Annotated in this window: 20 protein-coding genes; 19 read left to right on the top strand and 1 reads right to left on the bottom strand. The window is 71.4% G+C overall.

Features of this window, described 5'->3' with window-relative positions; translation table 11 throughout:
• Positions 1–225: 225 nt before the first annotated feature.
• From OG589_RS16425 to OG589_RS16500, 16 genes are all read left to right on the top strand, one after another.
• A complete protein-coding gene (locus OG589_RS16425; protein WP_405149970.1) occupies positions 226–1,665 on the top strand; it encodes an aspartate aminotransferase family protein in 1,440 nt (479 codons plus the stop codon).
• Entirely contained in the window at positions 1,647–2,681 is a 1,035-nt protein-coding gene (locus OG589_RS16430; RefSeq protein ID WP_405149971.1) for an NAD-dependent epimerase/dehydratase family protein, read from the top strand. The genes OG589_RS16425 and OG589_RS16430 overlap by 19 nt, the downstream gene beginning before the upstream one ends.
• A gap of 18 nt (positions 2,682–2,699) precedes the next feature.
• Complete coding sequence (locus OG589_RS16435; RefSeq protein ID WP_405149973.1) at positions 2,700–3,683, top strand: UbiA prenyltransferase family protein; 984 nt, start codon at positions 2,700–2,702, stop codon at positions 3,681–3,683.
• Between the two features lie 27 nt (positions 3,684–3,710).
• Positions 3,711–4,742 carry a glycosyltransferase family 2 protein gene (locus OG589_RS16440; RefSeq protein WP_405149975.1) on the top strand — a complete coding sequence of 344 codons (1,032 nt, stop codon included), beginning with the start codon at positions 3,711–3,713 and terminating at the stop codon, positions 4,740–4,742.
• 3 nt (positions 4,743–4,745) lie between these two features.
• On the top strand, positions 4,746–5,756 hold the full coding sequence (locus tag OG589_RS16445) for a glycosyltransferase family 2 protein (protein ID WP_405149976.1): 1,011 nt from the start codon (positions 4,746–4,748) through the stop codon (positions 5,754–5,756).
• A complete protein-coding gene (locus tag OG589_RS16450; RefSeq protein WP_405149978.1) occupies positions 5,753–6,739 on the top strand; it encodes a hypothetical protein in 987 nt (328 codons plus the stop codon). Before OG589_RS16445 ends, OG589_RS16450 begins: the two co-directional genes overlap by 4 nt.
• Positions 6,736–7,752: a class I SAM-dependent methyltransferase gene (locus OG589_RS16455; RefSeq protein ID WP_405149980.1), complete on the top strand. Its 1,017-nt coding sequence runs from the start codon at positions 6,736–6,738 to the stop codon at positions 7,750–7,752. The genes OG589_RS16450 and OG589_RS16455 overlap by 4 nt, the downstream gene beginning before the upstream one ends.
• Positions 7,749–9,038 carry an endonuclease/exonuclease/phosphatase family protein gene (locus tag OG589_RS16460; protein ID WP_405149982.1) on the top strand — a complete coding sequence of 430 codons (1,290 nt, stop codon included), beginning with the start codon at positions 7,749–7,751 and terminating at the stop codon, positions 9,036–9,038. Before OG589_RS16455 ends, OG589_RS16460 begins: the two co-directional genes overlap by 4 nt.
• Before the next feature lie 3 nt (positions 9,039–9,041).
• The gene (locus OG589_RS16465; RefSeq protein ID WP_405149984.1) at positions 9,042–10,073 is read left to right on the top strand and encodes a glycosyltransferase family 2 protein; all 1,032 of its coding nucleotides are present in this window, start codon (positions 9,042–9,044) and stop codon (positions 10,071–10,073) included.
• 17 nt (positions 10,074–10,090) lie between these two features.
• Complete coding sequence (locus tag OG589_RS16470; protein WP_405149986.1) at positions 10,091–11,179, top strand: endonuclease/exonuclease/phosphatase family protein; 1,089 nt, start codon at positions 10,091–10,093, stop codon at positions 11,177–11,179.
• 242 nt (positions 11,180–11,421) lie between these two features.
• Entirely contained in the window at positions 11,422–12,255 is an 834-nt protein-coding gene (locus tag OG589_RS16475) for an IclR family transcriptional regulator (protein ID WP_405149988.1), read from the top strand.
• A 61-nt stretch (positions 12,256–12,316) separates the two neighbouring features.
• A complete protein-coding gene (locus OG589_RS16480) occupies positions 12,317–13,732 on the top strand; it encodes an aldehyde dehydrogenase family protein (RefSeq protein WP_405149990.1) in 1,416 nt (471 codons plus the stop codon).
• The gene (locus OG589_RS16485) at positions 13,729–15,219 is read left to right on the top strand and encodes a sugar ABC transporter ATP-binding protein (protein ID WP_405149992.1); all 1,491 of its coding nucleotides are present in this window, start codon (positions 13,729–13,731) and stop codon (positions 15,217–15,219) included. Before OG589_RS16480 ends, OG589_RS16485 begins: the two co-directional genes overlap by 4 nt.
• Complete coding sequence (locus OG589_RS16490; RefSeq protein ID WP_405149993.1) at positions 15,216–16,208, top strand: ABC transporter permease; 993 nt, start codon at positions 15,216–15,218, stop codon at positions 16,206–16,208. Before OG589_RS16485 ends, OG589_RS16490 begins: the two co-directional genes overlap by 4 nt.
• A gap of 26 nt (positions 16,209–16,234) precedes the next feature.
• Entirely contained in the window at positions 16,235–17,212 is a 978-nt protein-coding gene (locus tag OG589_RS16495) for a substrate-binding domain-containing protein (RefSeq protein ID WP_405149994.1), read from the top strand.
• A gap of 128 nt (positions 17,213–17,340) precedes the next feature.
• On the top strand, positions 17,341–19,206 hold the full coding sequence (locus OG589_RS16500; RefSeq protein WP_405149996.1) for a discoidin domain-containing protein: 1,866 nt from the start codon (positions 17,341–17,343) through the stop codon (positions 19,204–19,206).
• Positions 19,207–19,514: 308 nt separating this feature from the next.
• On the opposite strand, the gene OG589_RS16505 is transcribed toward OG589_RS16500, so the two are convergent.
• Positions 19,515–20,537, bottom strand: a complete 1,023-nt coding sequence (locus OG589_RS16505; protein ID WP_405149998.1) for a LacI family DNA-binding transcriptional regulator — start codon at positions 20,535–20,537, stop codon at positions 19,515–19,517.
• 182 nt (positions 20,538–20,719) lie between these two features.
• Here OG589_RS16505 and OG589_RS16510 point away from each other — a divergent pair, with 182 nt between their 5' ends.
• The 3 genes from OG589_RS16510 to OG589_RS16520 are packed head-to-tail and all read left to right on the top strand — an operon-like array spanning position 20,720 to position 23,852.
• Positions 20,720–22,006 (top strand): ABC transporter substrate-binding protein, encoded by a 1,287-nt coding sequence (locus OG589_RS16510; RefSeq protein ID WP_405150000.1) that lies wholly within the window; start codon positions 20,720–20,722, stop codon positions 22,004–22,006.
• A 17-nt stretch (positions 22,007–22,023) separates the two neighbouring features.
• Positions 22,024–23,022 (top strand): carbohydrate ABC transporter permease, encoded by a 999-nt coding sequence (locus tag OG589_RS16515; protein ID WP_405150002.1) that lies wholly within the window; start codon positions 22,024–22,026, stop codon positions 23,020–23,022.
• Positions 23,019–23,852 (top strand): carbohydrate ABC transporter permease, encoded by an 834-nt coding sequence (locus tag OG589_RS16520; RefSeq protein WP_405150004.1) that lies wholly within the window; start codon positions 23,019–23,021, stop codon positions 23,850–23,852. Before OG589_RS16515 ends, OG589_RS16520 begins: the two co-directional genes overlap by 4 nt.
• The last annotated feature ends 47 nt before the right edge of the window (positions 23,853–23,899 follow it).

The raw sequence follows: 23,899 nt of genomic DNA on the forward strand, positions 1-23,899 counted from the left end.
CCGCCTTGACTGCCGGGCCGCATTGTCAATCCGACTCCGTTCCAGACGTGGTCGATGAGCACCAAGCGTGGGGCCCATTAGGGGTCACGCCGGAGCCGGCCGAGGAGGATCGCCCGTGAACGCGCGACCGCCGAACAGAAAACCCCTTTCAGGTCTGGCCATTTCGCCGCCCGAGTTTCCGGTCCCGTCGAATCTCGTGTCCGACGACACAGAAAGAGAGTGCGCGTGTCCGAATTGATCAGCCTCGACGAATGCGAGCGTTTGACGGCGAAAGACGTTCACGATCTGTACCGGAAACACGTCAGCCGCAGCCAGGTCTCGCTCATGACATCCCTCGGCTTCGGCAGGGAGCTGGTCGAGCGCGCCGAGGGAGCCTGGATCTGGACCCGCGGCGGCCGGCGGATCCTCGACTTCACCGGCGGCGTGGGCGTGCTCAACCACGGCCACAACCACCCGCGCATCCTGGCCGCCCGCAGACGCTTCCAGGAGGAGCGGCGGATGGAGGTGCACAAGACGTACTTCTCGCCGTACGTGGCGGCGCTCGGCCACAACCTCGCCCAGCTGCTGCCCGGCGACCTCACCATGTCGTTCTTCCCCAACTCCGGCGCCGAGGCGGTCGAGGGCGCGGTCAAGCTGGCCTACAAGTACCACGGCGGGCGCAGACAGACGATCCTGCGCGCCGACATCGGCTTCCACGGCAAGCTGCTGGGCTCTGGCACCCTCACCGGCACGCAGGAGCGCTTCCGCTTTCCCGGGATCCCCGGAGTGGTCGCCTTCCCCTACGGCGACCTCGACGCCGTGCGCGCCGCGACGGCCTCGGCGCGTGCGCGCGACGGCGGCTGCGACGTGTACGCGATCATCGTCGAGCCTTTCAGCGCGTCCACCATGCGCTCCTGCTCCGAGGAGTTCCTCCGCGGCCTGCGGGAGCTCTGCGACGCCGACGGCATCGTGCTGATTTTCGACGAGATCTACACGGGGTGGGGCAAGACCGGCAGCCTCTTCTACTTCATGCGCTACCCCGGCCTGATCCCGGACGTCCTCACCACCTCCAAGTCGTTCGGCGGCGGCAAGTCCTCCATCTCCGCGTACGTCGCGCGTGAACGGGTCTTCCGCAAGGCCTACGACAACCTCGCCGACTCCCTCGTGCACAGCACCAGCACGACCTACTACGGGTTCGGCGAGGAGACCGCCACCGCGATCGAGGCGCTCAACATCGTCGTCGAGGACGACTACCCCGGACGCGCACGCGAGATCGAGCGCGTCCTGGCGCCCGGCCTGGAGCGGATCCGCAAGGAGCACCCGGACACGGTGGCCGGCGTACGCGGCTCGGGCGCGCTGTACGGGATCTTCCTGGACGGGGGGCCGAAGATCCTCGACCTGGCCGCCAAGCTCGCCCCCGGAGGCCTCCTCAGGGACCCGCACATCCGCGTCAAGCTGATCACCTGCTCGGTCATCGACGCCCTGTACCGCGACCACGGCGTCTACACCTACTACACGCTGAACGGCGACAACCCGCTGGTGGCCGCGCCGCCGCTGGTCGTCGAGCCCGCGGACGTCGAGTACTTCCTCGACAGCCTGGACAAGACGCTGGCCCAGGGCCTTCCCCGGCTGCTGGCCAGGTTCGTACGGGAGAAGGTGGCGCCGCGATGGCCGTCCGGGTCGTAGTGACAGGCAGCTCGGGCATGCTCGGGGCGAACCTGGTCCAGCGCCTGGCGGGCGCGGGGTACGACGTGCTGGGTGTCGACCTGCGCGCCCGTCCGGGCCAGTGCCCGGCGGCCGGGTACGCGACCGGGGACATCCGGGACACCGCGCTGATGACCGAGCTCGTGACCGGGGCGGACGCCGTGGTGCACTGCGCCGCCGCGCTGCCGAGCTACTCGCCCGACCAGATCCGCGACGTGATCGTCGGGGGCACCCGCAGCGTGCTGCGGGCCGGTCAGCGGGCGGGCGTGCCGCGCGTCGTGCACATCTCTTCCACGGCCGTGTACGGCCTGCCGAAGCTGGTGCCCACGCCGGAGGACCATCCCCGCGAGCCGGTCGATCACTACAGCGCCGCCAAGGCGGCGGCGGAGGAGGTGGCGGAGAAGTTCCGGGCGGAGGGGATGTGCGTGCCGATCCTGCGCCCCAAGACCTTCCTCGGGCCGGGACGCATGGGGCTGTTCGCGATGCTGTTCGAGTGGGCCGAGGAGGGGCGCCACTTCCCCATGCTCGGCCGCGGCGACGTGCGCATCCAGATGCTGGCGATCGACGACCTCGTGGACGCGGTCGTCCGCGCCCTGGAGGCGCCCGCCGAGGTCGCCGGCGACACCTACAACATCGCCGCGGCGGTGTTCGCCACCCTGCGCGAGGACTTCCAGGCGGTGCTCGACGCCGCCGGACACGGTGGGCGGGTGGTGCCGCTCCCGGCCAAACCCACCCTCGCCGTCCTGCGGCTCCTCGGCAGGACGCGGCTGTCGCCGGTGTACGAGCGGCTCCTGTACAAGCTGCTCGCGGACTCCTACGTCAGCATCGACAAGGCCCGCGAGCGGCTGGGCTTCGAGCCGGGGCTCTCCAACCAGGACGCGATCCTGCGCACGTACGCCTGGTGGCGGGAGAACGCGGAGCCGGCGGCGCGCGGCGGGCGTACCAGCCGCGACGCCTGGCGGCAGGGCGCGCTGTCGCTCGCGAAGGTCTTCTTCTGACCCGGGCCGGAGGTCCACATGCGTGTCATCGACCCTCCCGGTCCCCAGGGAATGGCGCAGAGGCCGGAGCCGCCCGCGGGCGAGACGGCGGGCGGCCGGCCGGGGACGCTCGCGAGCCTGGTCACCCTGATCCGGCCGCTGCACGCGGCCAAGAGCCTCCTGCTCGTCCCCATCGCGCTCGCCGACGCGGGCACCTGGACCCTCACGGCGCTCGGCGAGGTCGGATGGGCCGTCGCCGGGTTCGTCCTGGCCGGTGCATGCGTCTATGTCGGCAACGACATCGCGGACCGGGACCGGGACCGCGCCCATCCCACCAAGCGCCACCGTCCGATCGCCGCGGGGCACGTCTCGGTACGGGCCGGCTACCTGTACTGCACCGCCCTGCTCGCCCTGCTCGGCGTGCTGGTCGGGTTCGGGCCGGGCAGGCCGTACTGGCCGCTGCTGGCCTACCTGGTGCTCAACGTGGCCTACAGCCGCTCGCTCAAGCACATCCCCCTCATCGACGTGTGCGCCGTCGCGCTGGGTTTCGCCCTGCGCGTCGTCCAGGGGTCGGTGGCCATCGGGGAACGCGTCTCAGGCTGGCTGCTCGTCACGGTGTTCTCGGTGTCGCTGCTGCTGGTCATCGGCAAGCGGCGCCAGGAACTGCTGGAGACGGGGGCGGCGCACCGGCCGGCGCTGCGCGGCTACTCGGTGGAGCTGGCCAACCAGCTCCTCCAGCTCACCTGCGTGCTCACGGCGGTCGCCGGGCTGATCTACCTGAGCACCGAGGCGCCCCTCGGGCCGTACGGCCAGGCGGCGATGCTGCTGTGCACGCCCTTCGCGCTGTTCGCCCTGTTCCGCTACCTGCAGGTGGTGCTCGTCCAGGGCGGCGGGGGCGACCCGGTGCGGGCGGTGCTGCGCGACCGCGGCCTGGCGGCCACGGGCCTGGCGCTGGCGGTCGTGCTCGGCACGACCCTTGTGCTCGCCCGGCATCCGGCGCTGGCCGAGGCGATCCTCCGATGAACCCCGGCAACGCGAAAGGCGGCAGTCGTGCCCAGGACCTCCCCCCTGGTGTCGGTCATCGTCCCGGCCCACAATTCCGAGAAGACGCTGCGCGCCTGCCTCGCGGCGGCGCTGGCGCAGACCTACCGCGACATCGAGGTGGTCGTGGTCGACGACGCCAGCACGGACCGCTCGCGGGTCATCGCGGGTGAGTTCCCCTGCACGCTCGTCCGGCACCCGTACAACCGGGGGGTGTCGGCGGCCCGCAACGCCGGGGTGGCGTCGAGCAGGGGCGAGATCCTGTTCTTCCTCGACTCCGACGTCGGCCTCGCCCCCGACGCGGTGGCGAACGCGGTGCGGCTGCTGGGCGAGGACCCCGGCTGCGGCTGCGTGTACGGCGTCTACGCCAAGGAGCCGCTCATCGACGACGGCCCCGTGGAGACCTATCGGACGCTGCACCTGCACCACGCGCTCAGCCGGGCGGTGGGCCTGACCTCGACCGCCGTCTTCGCCCTCGCGGCCTTACCGCGCGCGGTGTTCGAGGAGGTGGGGCCGTTCGACGACAACCTGCGCTGCGCCGAGGACGACGAGTACAGCGAGCGCCTGCTGGCGCGCCACCGCATCCGGCTGGCCGCCGAGGTCACCGGCCGCCACGACGAGGCCGACCGGCTGCTGCCCCTGCTCGCCGAGCAGTACCGGCGCGCGCAGTTGCTCCGCTTCTCCGCGCGGAACCGGCTGCGGCGCGACGCCCTGGTGGTCAACCGCGCGGGCGGCGTGCTCGCCGCCGCGCTGACCATGGCCACGCTGCCCCTCGGCCTGGCGTGGCCGCCCGCGCTTCCCCTGCCGGCGGCCTTCCTCGTCCTGTTCGCGGTGTCCGACCCGTCGCTGTCGCGCTTCGTCCTGCGGGAGAGGGGGCCGGGGTTCCTGGCCTACTTCACCGCCGTGCACCTCCTCGCCCACGCGGCGCTGGTCGGCGGGGCCGCCGTGGGATGGGTGCGCGCCGCGCTCGACTCCTCCTTCGGGCCCTCCCATCGCGCCGCCGCACGCCGGCGCGCGGTCGATCCATCGAAAGGCTGGTGAACCATGGCCTCCGCGCCGCTCGTCTCTGTCATCGTCCCCAACTACAACTACGGGAACGTGCTCGCGCAGTGCCTCAAGGCCGTCAAGGCGCAGACGTACTCCCCGCTGGAGATCATCTACGTCGACGACTGCAGCACCGACGACTCCGTGGAGGTGGCCAGGTCGCTCGGGGTGCGGGTGCTCAGCACGCCGCGCAACAGCGGGGTGAGCGTCGCGCGGAACCTCGGCGCGGACCACGCGCGGGGTGAGGTGCTGTTCTTCCTCGACTCCGACGTGGGCCTCGCCCCCGACGCGGTCGCCGAGGCCGTGGCGCTGCTCGGGTCCGACCCCAGGATCGGCGCGGTCTGCGGCAACTACGAGCCCGTCCCGCTCAACCGCGACAGCCTGGTCAAGGAGTACCGGACCCTGTACCGCCACTACTGGTACCGGGTCGCCGAGGGCCCGATCAAGGGGTTCCTGCCGGTCGCCATCATCGCGATACCGGCCGCCGTGTGGGCGGAGGTCGGGCCGTGGAACCCCGAGCTCCTGCAGACCGAGGGCGCCGACGTGGGCGAGCGGCTCACCGGCCGGTACGAGGTGCGGCTCACCTCGGCCGTGCGCGGCCGGCACGACGACGACGCCACGGTGCGCGTCGCGCTGCGGAAGGTCTTCACCCGCACCCGCCTGCACGTGCCGTTCTTCCTGCAACGGCAGTACGCCCCCGGCGTGGTCGGCTCGCCGGAGTCGGCGGCGAGCCTGGCCGCCGCGCTGACGGCCGCGACCCTGCCCGTGCCGCTGCTGACCGGGGCCGCCTGGACCGCGGCGCTGCCGGTGCTGATGTTCGCCGCCTGCCTGGCCATCGATCGGCGGATGTACCGGTTCGTGTTCGCCGGCCGGAAGGCCGGGTTCGGGCTGTTCTTCGTCGGCATGCACTTCCTGGTCAACCTGACCATCGCCGCCGGGGCCGGCGTCGGGATCCTGCAGTGGCTGACGTCGCGGTCGTTCCGGCGCCTGTACGCCAAGGCGCCCGCATGACGGCCGTGCGCCGCACCACCCGGCAGAGGGTGTTCGCCGGGCTGCGCGTGGCCGCCTACCTGCTCGTGCTCGGGTTCCTCGGCTACCAGCTGTGGCGCGTGCGCGACGGGCTCGGCGAGAGCCTGCGGCTGGTGGGCTGGGGGAACGCCCTGCTCGCCGCGGCGCTGGCGGCGGTGGGCGGCGTGCCCGGGTTCTTCGGCTGGCGCATGCTGCTGGCCGGGCTGGGCACCCGCCTGTCCCTGCCGGTCGCGGTCCGCGTCTTCTTCCTGGCCGGGCTCACCCGCTACCTTCCGGGCGGCGTCTGGCCGGCGGTGGCGCACGCGGCGCAGGCCCGGCCGCTCGGCGAGCCCCCGGCCCGGCTGGCCGGGGCGTTCGTGGCCAGCCAGGGCCTCGCGGTGGTCGCGGGGCTCGCGGCCGGGCTCGTCGCCCTGCCCTGGCTCGTGGCGTCCGACCCGATCTGGTGGGCGCTGCTGCCGATGCTGGCCGCCGCGCTCGTACCGCTGGCCGCTCCCCGGCTGCTGGGCACGCTGCTCGGGCTCGCCCAGCGGATCCTGCGCCGGGGCGAGCGGACCCTCGTGCTGCCCCGGCGGCGCACCCTGCTCGCGGTCACCGGGCTCATGGCGGTGGGCTGGCTGGTCAGCGGCCTGCACGTGACGGTGCTCGCGGTCGCGCTCGGCGCGCCGGTCTCCGGGGCCATGACCGTGGGCATCGGCGGCTTCGCGCTGTCCACCGTGGCCGGGATCCTCACCCTGGTCATGCCGTCCGGCCTCGGCGTGCGCGAGGCCGTGCTCGGGCTGACCGTCGCCACCCTGCTCACCGGCCCCGGACTGGTCACGCTCGTGGCCCTCAGCCGGGTGCTGATCACCGTGGGCGACGTCGCGTCCACGGCGGCCGTCCTCGGCCTGCTCGCCTGGGCGGGCCGGCGACGCGCCCGCCCCTCCCCCCTCATCGACCAGCGCGCAGAAGGAGCCTCGCCCTCATGACCTCGCACAGCGGCCCCGTTCCGCTCACCCCGCGCCGCGGGCAGACCCGCCACCTCGTACGGCAGCTCCCCTCGGGGCCAGTGACCGGCGCCGTGCTCAGGATGCTCGCGGCCCTGCCCTTCGCCGACCGGCCACTGGAGTGGCTGGAGCGGCATCCGGCCGTGCACGGCGTGGTGCTGTCCGCCTTCGGCATGCGCCGGCCGATCTTTCTCGACCACCCCGTGCGCCCTGAGCCGAGGTTCGGCTACGGCAGGCCGGACCACCCGGAGATCGCGGCCCTGCTCGACGCGGGCCGCGAGCGCTACGCCGACCGGCTCGCCCGCTTCCTCGCCTTCGGCCCCGACCTCGCCGCGATCCCCCTGCGGGACCGCCCGGACGGCACCACGCCGTACTGGGACAACGGATGGCTGCCGCCGCTGGACGCCCTCGCCCTCTACGGCTTCCTCGCCGAGACCGGCCCTCGGCGGTACGTCGAGATCGGGTCGGGCAACTCGACGAAGTTCGCCCGCCGCGCCATCGAGGACCACGGCCTCCGCACGCACGTCACCTCGATCGACCCGGCGCCGCGCGCGAACATCGACGCGCTGTGCGACACGGTGGTCCGCAGCCCGCTGGAACACGTCGACCCCGAGGTCTTCGCCGGCCTCGACGCCGGCGACGTCGTCTTCCTGGACGGCTCGCACCGGGTGTTCATGGGCTCGGACGTGACGGTGTTCTTCTTCGAGATCCTGCCGCTCCTGCGGCCGGGCGTGCTCGTGCAGCTCCACGACATCCTGCTGCCCAGCGACTATCCGCCCGAGTGGCGCTGGCGCCACTACTCCGAGCAGTACCTGCTCGCGGCCTTCCTGCTGGCGAACCCGGCCCTGTTCGAGGTCGAGCTGCCCAACGCGTTCATCCAGGGGGACGAGCGCCTGCGCGGCCTGGTGGACCCGCTGTGGCACCGGGTGGCGCTCACCGAGACCTACCTTCCCGCGTCGTTCTGGCTGCGCGTCAGGGACCGGGCGACGGCATGAGCGTGCCGCGCCGGGCGGGCCTGGTGGCGCTCGGGATCCTGGCGCTGTGGGCGGCCTTCACCCTGGCCAACTGGCTGACCGGCCGGTTCTGGTGGTGGGGGGGCGCGGCGCCGCTCGTGGTGTTCTTCGCCGCGCCGCTCGCGGTGCTCTGGGCGGTGGCGACGCTCCTGCTCGCCCGCGCGCGGCTGTCCCGCCTCGAACGGGCACTGGTCGGCCTGGCGGCGGCGGAGGCGGCGCTCGTCGTGCTGCACCGGCTGCTCAGCGGCCGTACCTGGGTGTGGGTCATCCCCGACCTGATGGTGCCGCCGCTGCTGTTCGCGCTGCTGCCGGTGGCCCTGCTCGCCGCCGTCGGGGTGCTCGCGCTGAGCCGGGCGCGGGTGGCCGGGCGGGCCCGGTGGTGGACGGCGCTGCTCGCCTCGGCCGCGCTCGTCCTCGGCCTGGACCAGGCGGGGCTGCGGGCGCCGTGGGGCGGTGGCCTGGACGGGCCCGTGCCGCCCGGCGCGCTTCGCGTCGTGTCCTGGGACACCTTCTGCTGGGACACCACCGACGACCCCGCCCGTTTCCTGCGCTATCTGAAGAAGTGGAGTGCCGACGTCTACCTGCTCCAGGAGCACTCCGGATGCGGGCCGGGGGCGCCGACGCCGATCGACGACGGAGAACAGCTACGCCGGGAGTTCCCCTCCCGCTATTTCGCGACCGCCGACGGGCTCCTCACGATCTCGCGATTCCCCATCGTGCGTGACCTGGCGCTGGGGACGGTTCCGAACCCGGTCGCGACGAACTGGAGACGCGCGGCGCTGCGCACCGATCTACGCGTCGGCGGGCGCGTCCTGTCGGTCTACAACGTGCATCTCTACGACATGCTCTATCTGAGCTCCAGCCCGCTGACGGGGGACTTCTACCGGTCGATGAGGCTGCTCGACGCCGCGCGGGCGACCCAGCTCCGCGAGCTCGTCACCGACGTCGACGGCAACGCCAACCCCGTGCTGGCCTCGGGGAACTTCAACCTGCTGCCCGGCATGGGATACACGCGCCGGCTCGGCCACCTGAACGACGCGGCGCGCGCCGGAGGGCCGCTCTATCCGGCGACGCTGACGTTCGCCGGCCTGCGGCTGTGGCGGATGGACTGGACCTTCACCTCCCCCGGCGTCGACGTCCACCGGTACGCCCTGCGCTCCCCCGAGGGCCTGTCGAGCCACCACCTCCAGGACATGGCCGTCTCCCTGGCCGCGAACGAGAACGCCGCCGCGTCAACGCTCCCGAACCCGAAACCGAAGGTGAGGTAAACCGTGGAACCGCGCCCTCCGCTGGTCACCGTGATCGTTCCCAACTACAATCACGCGCGATTCCTGCCACTGTGCCTCAAGGCCGTACAGGAACAGTCCTACGCCCCCCTGGAAATCGTCATGGTGGACGACCACAGCACCGACGAGTCGGTGCGCATCGCGGAGTCCATGGGGGTGACCGTCATACGCACTCCGGTCAACAGCGGTCCCGCCGTCGCCAGGAACACCGGCGCGGGGTGGGCGAGCGGCGAAATACTGTTCTTCGTGGACTCCGACGTCGCGCTGGCGCCCGACGCCGTCGCCACCGGGGTGGCGCTGCTGCGCGCCGATCCCGGCCTCGGCGCGGCGTGCGGCATCGAGGACCCCGAGCCGCTGATCCGCTCCACCAGGGTCGAGGACTACCGCTCGCTCCAGCACCATTACTGGTCGATCGGCTCGGAGGGCGAGGTGTCCTTCCTGTGGTCGGCGATGTTCGCCATCCGGGCGGAGGTGTTCGCCGAGACCGGGCCGTTCAACCCGCTGCTGAAGCACACCGAGGAGGTCGACTACGGCCATCGGCTGAGCCGGCGGCACACCGTGCTCATCACCTCGGCCATCCACGGGCGCATGGGCCACGACCGCGAACTGCCCGCCCTGCTGCGCAAGCTCTTCCACCGCGGCCGCACCCGCGTTCCCCTGTACGCGAGCAGGCGGCGGTTCGCGCGGGGGTACGAGACCGCCTCACGGGCCTGGGCGTCGGTGGCGGCGCTGCTCGCGGTCGCCGCCCTGCCGCTTCCGCTGGTGCTCGGCCCGGTGGCCACGGCCGTACCGGCGCTCCTGCTGGCCGTGTCGCTGGCCTGCGACGCGGGGATGTACAGGTTCGTGTTCTCCAGGCGCTGCCCGCTGTTCGGCCTGTTCTTCGTCGGCGTGCACTTCCTGGTGAACCTGGTGATCATCGGCGGCGTGGCGGCCGGCGCCGTGCAGTGGCTGGTGTCCACGCGGTTCCGCAGGCTGTACGAGACCCCGGCGCCGGCCGCCCTCGGGGCCCGAGGCTGAGCACGGTGGAGCCCGGCGTGGGAGGCGCCCCTCGGTGGCGGGTCCGGCTGGTCATCGGGGTCACCGTGGCGTGGCTGCTGTTCGTCGTGCTGCACCGCGTGCTGTCCGGCCGCTTCTGGCTGTGGCTGCTCCCCGATCTGGTGCCCCCGCTGGTCTATCTCGCCGGCCCGCTCCTGCTGCTGGCCGCCGCGCCGCTGGCGGGCCGGTCGCGGCGGTGGTGGTGCTCCGCTCTGGCCGCCGCCTCCCTCGCCCTCGGCGCCGGCCAGAGCGGGCTCCACCTCGGCCCGCTGGGCCCCGGCGCTCCCGCCGCTCCGGCGGGAGCGGTGCGCGTGATGTCGTGGAACACCGAGTACTGGGATCAGGACGACGATCCTGAGCGGTTCTACGGTTTCCTGAAGGCCCAGCGCGCCGACGTCTACCTTCTCCAGGAGTATTTGCACTGGACGGACGGCACGCCCCGGCAGGTCGACGATCTGGCCCGGCTGCGGCGGGAGTTTCCCGGTTACCACATCGCCGCGGAAGGCGAGCTGGTGACGCTGTCGCGCTTTCCCGTCGCGGCCTCCCCACCGGTCGGACCGGCCGTGGCCCTCGGCCCGGGGGCGGCGTGGAATTCGGCATTCCTGCTGGCCAAGACGCTGCGCACCGACCTGCGAATAGGCACGTCGATAATCTCGGTCTACAACGTGCACATTCCCACTCAGTACATGCTGGACGAGAATCCCCTGACATCGAAGTTCTACTCGGAGTTGCACGGCCGTGACGCCGCCCGCAAGGCGCAGTTCCGCGGTCTCGCGGCCGATGTGGAGGCCAACCGCAACGCGATCCTGGTGTCCGGCGATTTCAACACCACGGGCGCCATGGGAGATATCCAATGGCTGTCCGACCGGCTTTCCCGCGCGGACGACGATCGTCGTCTCTATCCCGCCTCGTGGCCCGCGGCCGGCCCGGCCCTGTGGCGGCTCGACTGGACCTTCACCTCCTCGGCGCGCATCCACGGCTACCGCCTCCTCGACCCGCAGGGGCTTTCCGACCATCGCGCGCAGGCGATGCTGCTGTCCGTCGGCGACGACAGTGACCGCAAGAACCGGATGGCATCGAGCAACTAGCGATGCTCACAGTGAGCCTGCGGAGACGTGATCTCGCAGGCGAGAGCACGTGCCATCCCACACCTCGGGTGTCTCATCCAACCAATCCCGGATGACACTAGCGGACATAGCGCTATATATCCGTCATATACCCCTCAAAACCCCCGGAATCGCCACCCAAGAGGGGGGCTTGACACCAAGCACATCCGATGTAACCATCGCAAAAAATTGCAGCGCTATGAAAATAGATTCGAGTAACTCGAATGCAAGGTGGCCGGAAGTCGTCGAGCGTCGACAAGGCGTTCGAACTCATCCAAGCCGTGTCCGAAACGGGCAGGGCCGGTATCACGCTGGGCGAATTGGCCCGCCACGCGGGCGTCGCCGTCAGCACCGCGCACCGGTACGTCACCTCGCTGCTCGAACTCGGCGTGCTCGACAGGGACGCCGCCGGCTCGTACCACCTCGGCGTCACCCTGGTGACGCTCGCCGGGCAGTACCTGGAGGAGGACGGGCTGCGGGCCGCGGCGCGGCCGTACCTGGTCGCGCTGGTCGAGCTCAGCGGCGAGACGGTCCACCTCGGCATCCTCGCGGGGAACCGGATCGTCTACATCGACAAGGTCGAGAGCGCAAAGTCGGTGCGCCTCGTCTCGCGCATCGGCAGCCGTGTCCCCCTGCACTGCACGGCGATGGGCAAGGCCGTGCTCGCGCTGCTGGACGAGCGGCGCCGGGCGGAGATCACGGCCGGTCCCCTCGACCGCCGCACGCCGCGCACCCTCACCGGCGACGCGCTGCTGGACGAGCTCGACGCCGTACGGGCGCGGGGGTTCGCGATCGACGACGAGGAGAACGAGGAGGGCGTCCGCTGCTTCGGGCTCCCGATCATGAACGCCTCGGGCCAGCCGGTCGCGGCCTTCAGCGTCTCCGCGCCGGCCAACCGCTTCAGCGTCGAGGACTGCCATCGCCTGGCGCCCTCCGCGCTCGCGATGGCCGCCGAGATCAGCCGCCGGATCGGCTACGTGGCGAAGAACGGGAACTCCCCCGCGCGCGGGGAGCCCGCGGCGGGGCGGGCGCCGTACGCCGAGGCCAGGGACCCCTGACCGCCGCCGGTCCCCCGGCAGCCCCCGATCGAGAAGCCGATACACCCGAGGAGTGAAACGGATGTCCGCCGCCATATCGCCAGCCGGTCACGTCATCGTCGTCCGCAACCCCGGCACGGGAGAGCCCCTCGGGGAGGTGGAGGCCATGGACGCCGCGCGCGTGGCATCGGTGGTCGACGCCGCGCGAGAGGGCCAGCGCGCCATGGCCGCCATGCCCGCCCACCAACGCGCCGACCTGCTGCGCCGGGTGGCCGGCCTGATGGAGGACGAGGCCGAGAGCCTGGCCGTGCTTCTCGCCGGGGAGAACGGCAAGCCCCTGCCGCAGACCCGCGGCGAGGTCGAGGCGGCGATCCGCATCTTCCGCGGGTACGCGGGGGAGGCCACGAGGCTCTTCGGCCGGCAGATCCCGCTGGACGCCGTGCCCGGCCTGGAGCGGCACCTCGCCGTCACGACGCGCGAGCCGCTCGGCGTCGTCGCGGCGCTCGTCCCGTTCAACTACCCGGTCGAGCTGTACGCGCACAAGGCCGCCGCCGCACTCGCCGCGGGCAACGCCGTCATCGTGCAGCCGCCGTCGCGCTGCCCGCTCGCCCTGACGCGGGTCGCCGAGCTGGTCGAGCTCGCGGGCGCGCCCAGCCACGCGCACCAGGTCGTCACCGGCGGCGTGGCGGTGTCCAAGGCGCTCGCCGAGTCGCCGGGGATCGCCGCGGTCAGCCTCACCGGGAGCACCGCGGCCGGCCGCGAGATCGCGCGCCTCGGGTCCGCGACCCTGAAGAAGGTCTTCCTGGAGCTCGGCGGGAACGACGCGCTGATCGTGTGCGATGACGCCGACGTCGAGGCCGCCGCCCAGGCCGTGGTGCTCGGGCGGCTGGCGCGCGGCAACGGGCAGATCTGCTGCGCGGTCAAGCGGGTCTACGTGCAGGACGGCGTCCACGACGCGTTCGTGGAGTCCCTGCTCGGCCAGACCGCCAAGCTGAGCGTGGGCGACCAGTTGCTGGAGTCCACCGACGTCGGCCCGCTGATCGCCGAGGAGGCCGCGGAGCGCGTCGAGGCGGCCGTCGGAAGGCTCGTGCGGGACGGCGCCCGGCTGGTCGCCGGGGGCGGCAGGCGCGGGGCGTTCGTCGACCCGGCGGTGCTCGTGGACGTCCCGGTGAGCAGCGAGGCCTTCGCCGAGGAGATCTTCGGCCCGGTGGCGCCGGTCGCCCGCTTCACCGACCCCCTGGAGGCCGTGCGCCTGGCCAACGAGTCCCCGTACGGGCTGCACGCCGCGGTCTTCACGCGGGACGTGTCGCGGGCGTTCACGCTCGCACGGCTGCTGGACGTCGGCGGAGTGGTGATCAACGGCTCCACCGCCCTGCGCGCGGAGAACCTCCCCTTCGGCGGCACCAAGGACACCGGGGGCTACCGCGAGGGCCTGCACGAGACCGTCCTGGACTTCACCCGGCAGAAGACGATGGTGCTGATGGGGGCCTTCGGATGATGCTGGAACTCCGGGGCGTGCGCAAGGACTACGGCGGCGTGCGGGTGCTCCACGGGGTGGACCTCGCGGGCCGCCGCGGCGAGGTGCTCGCCGTGGTGGGCGCGAACGGTGCCGGCAAGTCCACCCTGATCAAGATCCTCGCCGGCGCGCAGCCCATGAGCCAGGGCGAGATGTGGATGGACGGCGAGCGCGTCGAGCTGCGCTCGCCCCACGACGCCCACGCGCGGGGCATACGGACCGTCTACCAGGAGCTGACGCTGGTGCCCCAGCTCTCGGTCACCGAGAACCTGCTGATGGGCAACTTCCCGCGCCGCCGTTCCGGGCTCATCGACTGGCCGGCGGCGCACGCGCGGGCGAAGGAGCTGCTGGAGGGCATCGGCTTCGGCGCGATCGACCCGCGTACGGCCGCGGGCCGGCTGTCGGTGGCACGGCAGCAGATGGTCGAGATCGCCAAGGCGCTGGTGGACGAGCCCCGCGTGCTGGTGCTGGACGAGCCGTCCGCCGTGCTGGCCGGCACCGACCTCGCGGCGCTGTTCGCGCTGATCCGGCGGCTGCGGGAGCGAGGCGTGCTCGTCGTCTACGTCTCCCACCGGCTCGCCGAGGTGCTGGAGCTGGCCACCTCGATCGTGGTCATCAAGGACGGCCTGGTGATCGGCACCACCGAGCCCGCGCGCACCAGCGAGGGCGAGCTGATCGGCATGATGGCCGGCCGCCGCCTGGAGCAGATCTACCCGGGCCGCCGCGCCGGGCCCGGCGAGGCGGCGCTCACCGTGTCGCGGCTCGGCCGGGCCGGGGAGTTCGAGGACATCTCGTTCACGCTGCACAGCGGGGAGATCGTGGGGCTGTTCGGCCTGGTGGGCTCGGGCCGCAGCGAGCTGGCCCGGTGCCTGTTCGGCGCCGAGCCCGCGACCTCCGGCCAGGTGCGCGCCGCGGACGGCTCCGGCGACTTCCGCACGCCGGGCGAGGCCATCGCGGCCGGGCTGGCGCTGGTCACCGAGGACCGCAAGGGCAGCGGCCTGGTGCTCGGCATGAGCGTCTCGGACAACATCATGCTCACGACGCTGCGCGCCACCACGCGCGGCCCGCTGATCGACGTGGCGCTCCGGCGCCGCAAGGTGGCCGAGATGATCGACCGGCTGGACATCCAGCCGCCGAGGTGCGCCTCCATGCCGGCCGTGAACCTCAGCGGCGGCAACCAGCAGAAGGCCGTGCTGGCCAAGTGGCTGCTGGCCGGGCCCCGCGTGCTGATCCTGGACGAGCCGACCCGCGGCGTGGACATGGCCACCAGGGTCGAGATCTACCGCATGATCGACGGCCTCGCCCGCGAGGGCCTCAGCGTCCTGCTCATCTCCTCCGACCTCACCGAGGTCCTGGGCGCCACCGACCGGGTCCTCGTGATGAACCAGGGCCGTATCAGCGGCGAGGCCCGCTCGGACACGGCCACCGAGGACGAGGTCCTCACGTACGCGATCGGAAGGGCCGCATGACCGACCAGCTCGCCGGGCCCGCCCCGGCCGCCGCCACGGGCAGGAGGCTCCCCCGGCTCGTCCTGGGGGGCCGTGACGTCACCGTGCAGGCCGCCTTCGTCGCGCTCATCGTGCTGATGGCCGGGACGGCGGCGCTCACCTCCGACACGTTCCTGACCCCGGCCAACCTCACCAACCTGCTCAAGCAGATGGTCACCACGGGCCTGCTCGCGTTCGGCATGCTCGTGGTCATCCTCACCGGCGGCATCGACCTGTCGGTCGGGTCGGTGGTGGCCTTCTCCGGCATCGTCACCGCGGGCCTGGTCGCCGGGATCCCCATCCCGCTGGCCATGCTGGTGGGCGTGGCGTCCGGCGTGGGCTTCGGGCTGGTCAACGGCACGCTGGTGGCGAGGTTCGGGCTCGCGCCGTTCGTGGTGACGCTGGCCGCGCTGACCACCGTACGGGGCCTGGCGTTCGTGTACTCCGAGGTGCCCATCGCCCCCGAGGATCCGGCGTTCTTCACGCTCGGCTCCGCCATGGCCGGCCCCCTCCCACTGAGCACGCTCATCATGCTCGCGGTGTTCCTGGCCGGAGGGGTCTTCCTCACGCGCACCCCGGCGGGCCGTTCGATCGTCGCCATCGGCGGCAACGCGGAGACCGTGCGGCTCGCCGGCATCAACGTGCGCCGCCACGTGATCCTCGCCTACACCATCAGCGGCGCCTGCGCCGGCCTGGCGGGCGTCATCCTGAGCAGCCGGGTCGGCATCGCCCAGCCGAGCGTGGGGGTGGCGTTCGAGCTCGACGCGATCGCCGCGTGCGTGATCGGCGGCGCGAGCCTGGCGGGCGGGCGCGGCTCCACACGGGCGACCTTCGGCGGGGTGCTGGTCCTCGTGCTGATCAACAACCTGCTCAACCTCTACGGCGTGCAGAGCTTCTGGCAGCAGGTGCTCAAAGGATTGATCATCATCGCCGTGATCCTCGTCCAGCGCACCAATCGGGTGCGTTCCTGACACCTCACACCATCGGAGGTTCCCGCATGTACATGAAGAGGCTGTGCGGCGTGCTGGTCACCGGCGTCCTCGCCGCCGGCCTGGCCGCCTGCTCGTCCGAGCCGGGCAAGCCAGGCACGGCCGCCGGCGACGGGCGTTACACGATCGGCGTCGCCAACTTCCTGCTGAGCGGCCCCTACTTCAGCGGCATGGACAAGGCCATCGCGGCCCAGGCCAAGAAGAAGGGCAACATCGACGTCATCAGCACCGACGCCAACGGCGACGCGGCCAAGCTCGCGTCCAACGTGGAGGACCTGCTGAGCAAGAACGTCGACGCCGTCATCATCTCCGGCGGCCCGCTGGAGTCCGCGCCGGCGGCGCTGAACGCCATCAAGGCGGCCGGCAAGCCGGTGGTCCTGGTCGACCGCAAGTTCCAGACCGGCGAGTACACCAGCTGGATCGGCCCCGACAACGAGGCGATCGGCAGGCAGGACGGCGAGTTCATCGCCGAGAAGCTCCCGAGCGGAGGCAAGGTCGCCATCATCAAGGGCGGCCCCGCCGACAACAGCATCGGCCTGGCCCGTACCAACGGGGTCAAGTCGGTCCTGCAGGGCAAGCCGTCGATCACCCTCGTCGAGGCCCCCGACTTCGGCAACTGGGGATCGGACGGCGGGCTGTCGGTGATGGAGAGCCTGCTGGCGACCAACGCCGACGTCGACGCGGTGTTCTGCGAGAACGACGCGATGTGCCTGGGCGCCCAGCGCGCCATCGCCGACGCCGGGAAGTCCAAGCAGGTCATCATCGCGGGCGTCGACGGGCAGGCCGAGGCGCTCAAGGCCATCCTCGACGGCACCAACTACGCCGTCACGGGCCTCAACGACGCCGACATCATCGGCGGCATGGGGCTGGACCGGGCGGTGGAGATCCTTAGCGGCGCCACCGTGGAGAAGGACACGGTGGTCCCCTCCCCCAGGGTCACCAAGGAGAACGCGGCACAGTACTACGACCCCAACGGCGCCTTCTAGGGAGGTCTCGAACCGACGCCCAGGTCAGGTGGCGGGCGGCGACGCCACCACGACCGCCGCGCGGGACGCCGTTCGCGTCGCGCGCGGGACGACCAGCGCTTCACCCCGTCTACAGAAGGACACCACTCATGCGACAAACCGTCAGACGAGTCGTGCACGGGGCGGCCATCGCCGCGGTCACCTCGAGCCTCGTGATCGCAGGCTCGCTCACCTCGGGCGCGCCCGCCACGGGCGCCACCGCCCCCGGCCCGGCCGTCAAGGGGGTGGCGGCCGACGACCCGACCCGACCCGGCTGGACCCTGCTCTACAACGAGGACTTCTCGACGCCTCTCACCGGAGCGAGCACCCCGTGGGTCAAGGAGACCTACAGCTCTCCCTTCGACACCATCACCGACGACGCGGGCCAGTGGTACAAGAACGACTACGGGCCGCCGTGGACGACCGCCTTCAACTCCTTCGCCACCTACCGCAAGGACTTCAAGGTCGGGAAGGACGGCTGGCTGACGGCCTCGCTGTCGGCGCGTGACTTCAACAAGGACGGCGTCATCGAGTCCCCGCCGTCGATCACCACCCAGGCGCTCGGCAGCGAGCACGTGGCGGTGCTGAACGTGCCGGAGTCCACCGGCGGCGCCATCTTCAGGCCCACCGACAAGCTGCCCGATCAGTACCGCATCGAGTACAAGCTGAAGACCCTGGACTTCGGCGGCAAGCGCAACGGCACGATCGACTACGGCGGGCGGACCAACGGCTACAGCACCGTGGGCTGCAAGACGCAGCACCCGTGGGGAGAGGGCTCGAAGTCACCCGGCTGGAGCGGGGACGCGTCGGTGCCCTACTGCCAGTGGCAGGACGTGCGGCAGGGGCCGTACGGCTACAACGGCTACCACTTCCTGTCGATCGTCGACTTCGCCAACCCGGCGCCGCGCAACAACCACTTCTGGCACTACCACCGCAAGGTGCTGATGGACGCCTTCTCCCAGCACCCCGACCGGGTGGGCACCGGCACGGGCGGCCGGGTGTGCAACTCGGCCACCAACCAGTACTACAACTACCGCGACAGCAGCTTCAACACCGTCAACATGTGGATCAGCGGGATGCCCAACTGGACCCCGGGCCCCGGCGGGCTGCCCGGCAACTCCCAGTGGTTCATGACGAGCTGCTCCGGCGGCGTCGCCGAGCAGCAGCTCTCGTCGGCGGCAGAACTTCAGCCCGAGCTCATGCCGAACCAGTTCTACACCTTCGCGATCGAGCGCGACGCCACCGGCTACACGCTGGAGGCCAGCGGCAACTTCGCCCGCGCGGGCCAGAAGACGCTGCGCTTCCACCGCAACTTCGTGGTGGGCAACGACCCGATCTGGCACTACAACGTCAAGGCCAGTGAGTACGACGGCCGGTTCAACGGGAACCTGGTGCAGAACGACGCCCACGGCAGCACCACCTGGCCGAGCCAGTGGCCCTCGGGCTCGGCCTACCCCGACTACTTCGTCATCGGTGACCTGTACACCAACGTGTACGAGGGCAGCGCGAGCCTCACCGACATCCGCCTCTACGTGCCCGGCCAGACCGGCGGGACCAACCTCGCGCTGAACAAGCCGGCCACCGCCGACAGCCAGTGCGCGGCGAACGAGGCTCCGGCCAAGGCCGTCAACGGCACCGTGTCGGGCGGCCCGGCGGACAAGTGGTGCTCCCTCGGGGCGAGCAAGTGGCTGCGCGTCGACCTGCAGTCGGCCCAGACGCTGCGGCGTTTCGTCGTGCGCCACTCCGGCGCGGGCGGCGAGAAGGCGAGCTGGAACACCCGCGACTTCGACCTCCAGGTGAGCACGGACGGGACGAACTGGACCACGGTGGCGTCGGCGCGCGGCAACACGGCCGACGTCACCACCCACACCTTCTCGCCGGTCACCGCCAGGTACATCCGGTTGAACGTCCTCACCCCGACGAGCGACAGCGACACGGCGGCGAGGATCTACGAACTGGAGGCCTACGCGTCCTGAGCCCGGCGCCGCACCTCTGAGACACGCCCCGTTCCCCGGCGGGATCCGCACGGCCGGGGAACCCGGGTGGCTTTATGCGCGGCGCTCGCGACGCTCGGCTACGACCGGTGGCGGGCCGAGCAGGCCCTGCGCCGGGCGGACCCCGAGGCCGCGCCGCTGGGCATCGGCCTGTGCTGCTACGTGGAGCGCTCCGGCGGCGAGGCCGACGTCCTGCACGAGTTCGGCGGCGTCGAGGCGTGCCCGGACGGCACCGTGATCGCCCGCTGCGGCACCTCTTCCTCCGCGGCGGAGACCGGCCGGGCGGGCGTTCACGAGGCCGGGGAGATCTCCCCCGATCCACGCCGCACGAGCTCCACCGGCACGGTCACCCGGTGGACCGGGCGGGCGGGGTCGGCGATGCGGGCGCGCAGCATGTCGATCGCCGTGCTGCCGATCGCCGTGTCGTCCTGCGCGACCACGGTCAGGTCAGGACGCAGGAGGGTGGCCAGCTCGGAGTCGTCGAAACCGACGATGGCGACCTTCTCGGGGACGGTGGCCAGGCTGCGCAGCACCTCGACGCTGATGGTGGCGTTGCCGGTGATGATCGCGGTCGCCGGCGAGGGGCCTTCGAGCACGGCGGCGACGGCGGAGCGGATGCGGTCCCGCTCGATCCTGCCGGTGTACGCCATGCCGTCGAGCGCCCCGCCGCGCGCCGCGACGCACGCCCGGAACGCCTTCGCGCGCTCCTGGGCGGTGTATATGCGCTCGTCGTCGCCGATGTAGGCGACGCGGCTGTGGCCGAAGGCGGCGAGGTGGGCGTACGCGGCCTCGATGCCCGCGACGTTGTCGGAGATCACCGAGTCGACGTCGAGCCCGAGGACGGGCCGGTCGACCGCGACCAGCGAGAGGCCTGCCGCCAGCTCGGGAAGCAGGTAGCCGTGGTCGACTCCGATCGGTTCCAGGATGATGCCGTCGAACCTGCGGCGGCACATCGACTCGACGACGCGGCGTTCGAGCCGCTCGTCGTCCTCGGTGGAGGCGGCGAGCACCATGAGGCCCGCCTCCCGGGCGGCGCGCTCGACGGCCCGCAGCACCGGGTTGACGTGGGAAAGCTGCCGGACGGCGGCGCCCAGGGTGCCGGTGACGCCGAGGCGCAGGTGGCGGGCGCGCTCGTCGGGCCGGTAGCCGAGGGCCGCGATGGCGGCGTGCACGCGCTCGACGAGCTCGGGCCCGACGGTGGGGTCCTGGTTGACGACGCGCGAGACGGTGCGCAGCGCGACCCCGGCCTCGCGGGCGACGTCCACCATGGTCGGTCTCCGGGGGCGGCGCCCGCTGTTTCCCTCTGCCTGCATGAGGCCATCATGTTGATGATCGCCGCTCTTGGCCATCATCGGGACGACCGGACGCGTGCTGCTGTGACCAACTTGTTGCCGCCCTCGCTCTTTGAAACCTCGTAGTAACACTCTACCTTTCGGGATAACGTTATCTCGACCGGGCTTCGGGGAGCCGGAACTCGTGCAAGGAGGGCTGTGCAGTGCGCAGATCCGTTGTTCTGTGCGTGGCCGCGACGTTCGCGGTGGCCGGATGCGGGGTGGGCGACCGGCCGGCGGAAACCCCTTCTTCGGACGGGAAGGTCACCCTGTCGTTCCTGGTCTTCGAGACCCCCAACCTGGACGCGAAGTTCTGGGACGCCGCGATCGCGAGGGCCTCGGCCAAGGTGCCCGGCGTCACGATCAAGAAGCTGGTGTCGCCCAACGTCGACCGCACGGGCTACGCCAAGCAGCTCGACGCCTCTGGCCACCTTCCCGACATCCTGCAGTCGGTCAACCCGGCGGGGTTCGCGCAGGCGGGCAAGCTCGCGGCGTTCACCGACGCCGAGCTGACGAACTTCATCGCGCCCAAGGCCGGCGCCATCGACGGCAAGGTCTACCAGCTTCCGTACAACACGCAGGTCATCCCGGTGATCTACTACAACAAGGACGCCTTCACCAAGGCGGGGATCGCCTCGACGCCCAAGACCTACCAGGAGCTGCTGGACGCGAGCGCCAAGCTCAGGGCCAAGGGCATCACCCCGTTCGTGGTCGGCGGCGGCGGCGCGGACACCTGGGCCGACATGTACCCGCTGACCGGCACCGTGGCCACCGACGTCTACAGCAAGACCCCCGACTGGCTGACGCAGCGGGCCGCCGGCAAGGTGAAGTTCACCGACCCCGACTTCACCGCGGCCGCGAAGAAGATCGCCGACCTCGCGAAGCGGAAGTACATCGACCCCGCCGGACTGAGCCGTTCCTACGCCGACACCGAGCAGGCGTTCCGCGACGCCAAGGGCGCCATGTACCCCATGGGCTCGTGGTTCGCGACCTCGGCCGACAACACCAAGCCGGACTTCGAGATCGGCGCGTTCCCCTGGCCGTCCGACGACGGCTCCCCCGTCACGCCCACCTTCACCGGCGGCGGCACCCTGGTCAGCTCCTCGGCCCCCAACGTCGGCCTCGCCAAGAAGTGGGCGCTGGCCTTCGACGAGGACAAGGAGAACAACGACGCGTTCGTCAAGGCCGACGGGTCGATCCCCGCGATCAAGGGCTACACCGCGCCGTCCGACATGGGCCCGGTCTACCAGGCCACCGTCGACATCTACCAGCAGGGCATGAAGGACTCCTCCATCGTGAACGCCTTCTCGCAGGAGGCCGGGGACGGCTCGCTGCCGCCCGGCCTCGCCGACAAGGCCGCGCTGGCCGTGCAGGACCTGGTCACCGGCAAGAAGTCGGCCGAGGAGTTCGCGGCCTACCTCGACGACCAGTGGGCCAAGGCCACCCAGTAGGACCGGGCACCGAACACATGACAGACATCGAGCACGCGGCGCGCGGCGGGGCACCCCTCGCGGCGTCCCGTCCATCACCTGGCGGCGGCCCGGCCGGAAGACGGCCGGCCGCCCGGCGGGAGCGTCCCTCAAGGCGCTCCCGCCTCACCCCGCAGCTGGGACGCTTCGGCCTGTTCGCCCTCCCGGGACTGCTGGCCTACGTGCTGTTCGTCCTGGTGCCCATCGGCATGACGGGTTACTACAGCTTCACCAACCGCAACCCGTTCAACCCGCCCACGCTCTGGGTGGGGTTGCGCAACTACACCGACCTGTTCGGCGACCCGGAGTTCCTCCAGGCGCTGCGCAACACGGTGATCATCACCGTGATCGTGACGCTGCTGGCCAATGCCGGCGGACTGCTGATCGCGATGCTGCTCGACCGCCCGACCAAGCTCTACCTCGCCCTGCGCAGCGTGTTCTTCACGCCCGTCGTGCTCAGCTCGGTCGTGATCAGCGTCATCTGGCAGGCCGTCCTCACCGACGACGGCCTGCTGAACTCCGCGCTGCGCGGCCTCGGGGCGGACCACCCGCCCGGCTGGCTGTCCGACCCGGACATCGCGCTGTACTCCATCGCCTGGATCATCACCTGGCAGATGCTCGGCTTCTGCGTCGTGGTCTACCTCGCGGGATTGCAGGGCGTGCCGCGCGAGCTGCGGGAGGCCGCGGCCATCGACGGGTGCGGCCCGATGGCCCGCTTCCGCAACGTCACCTGGCCCATGCTCGCCCCCGCCCTGACGATCAACACGGTGATGCTGCTCATCACGGGGTTCAAGGCCTACGACCAGATCCAGGTCATCACCAACGGCGGCCCCGGCACCGGCACCACCGCCACCATGGCCTTCCAGGTCGTGCAGACCGCCTTCTCCGGCAACCACATCGGCTACTCCTCGGCGATGGCCGCCGTCATGCTCGCCCTGGTCGCGACCGTCTCGGTGATCGTGCTCAGGGTGCTCCAGCGACGCGAGGTGACGCAGTGATCGACGCACGGACGCACGCCTGGCTGCGGCCCCTGGTCGCCCTGTTCGTCGGCGCGGCCTTCTTCCTCCCGCTGTACCTGATGCTGGTCAACGTCTTCAAGCCGGGCGCCGACATCGTGCCCGACCCGGCGGGCCTTCCCCTGCCCCCGACGCTGGACAACATCACCGCCGTCCTGTCGCGGCCCGACCACCTGTTCACCTACGGCCTGATCAACAGCATCGCGGTGACCGCCCTGTCGATCACGATCCTGACGGTGCTGTCCGCCATGCTCGGCCACTACCTGGCCAGGTCGCGGCACGTACTGGCGAAGGTCGTGCTGGTGACGCTGCTGTGCGGGCTGATGATCCCGGCGCCGGTGATCCTCGCTCCGGTGACCACGGTGCTCAAGGCCTTCGACCTGATGTCGACGCTGCAGGGGCTCGTGCTGGTCAACGTCGGCTACTACGTGCCGTTCGGCGTCCTGCTGTTCATGGGGTTCGTCAGGAGCGTCCCGCTGGAGCTGGAGGAGGCCGCCGAGCTCGACGGCGCGAGCAAGGTGCGGGTGTTCTGGCAGGTGGTGTTCCCCCTGCTGCGCCCGGCCTCCGCCAGCGTGCTGATCTTCCTCGGCGTGTGGATCTGGAACGACTTCCTGACCCCGCTGGTGATCCTCGGGCCCGACAGCGGCACCACCGTCACGGTCGGCGTATACCGGGCCATCGGCCAGCACCAGTCGGACTTCGGCGCGGTGTTCGCCTTCATGTTCCTCGCCACGCTGCCGATCCTCGTGTTCTACCTCGCCCTGCAGAAGAACTTCGTGAAGGGCCTGACCGGAGGAGCGGTCAAGGGATAGCCGCCCGCTCGCCCCTCCCGCCCGTCCCCCACCATGCAAAGGGCCGC

Source organism: Sphaerisporangium sp. NBC_01403 (assembly GCF_045040145.1).
Classification (GTDB): domain Bacteria; phylum Actinomycetota; class Actinomycetes; order Streptosporangiales; family Streptosporangiaceae; genus Sphaerisporangium; species Sphaerisporangium viridialbum.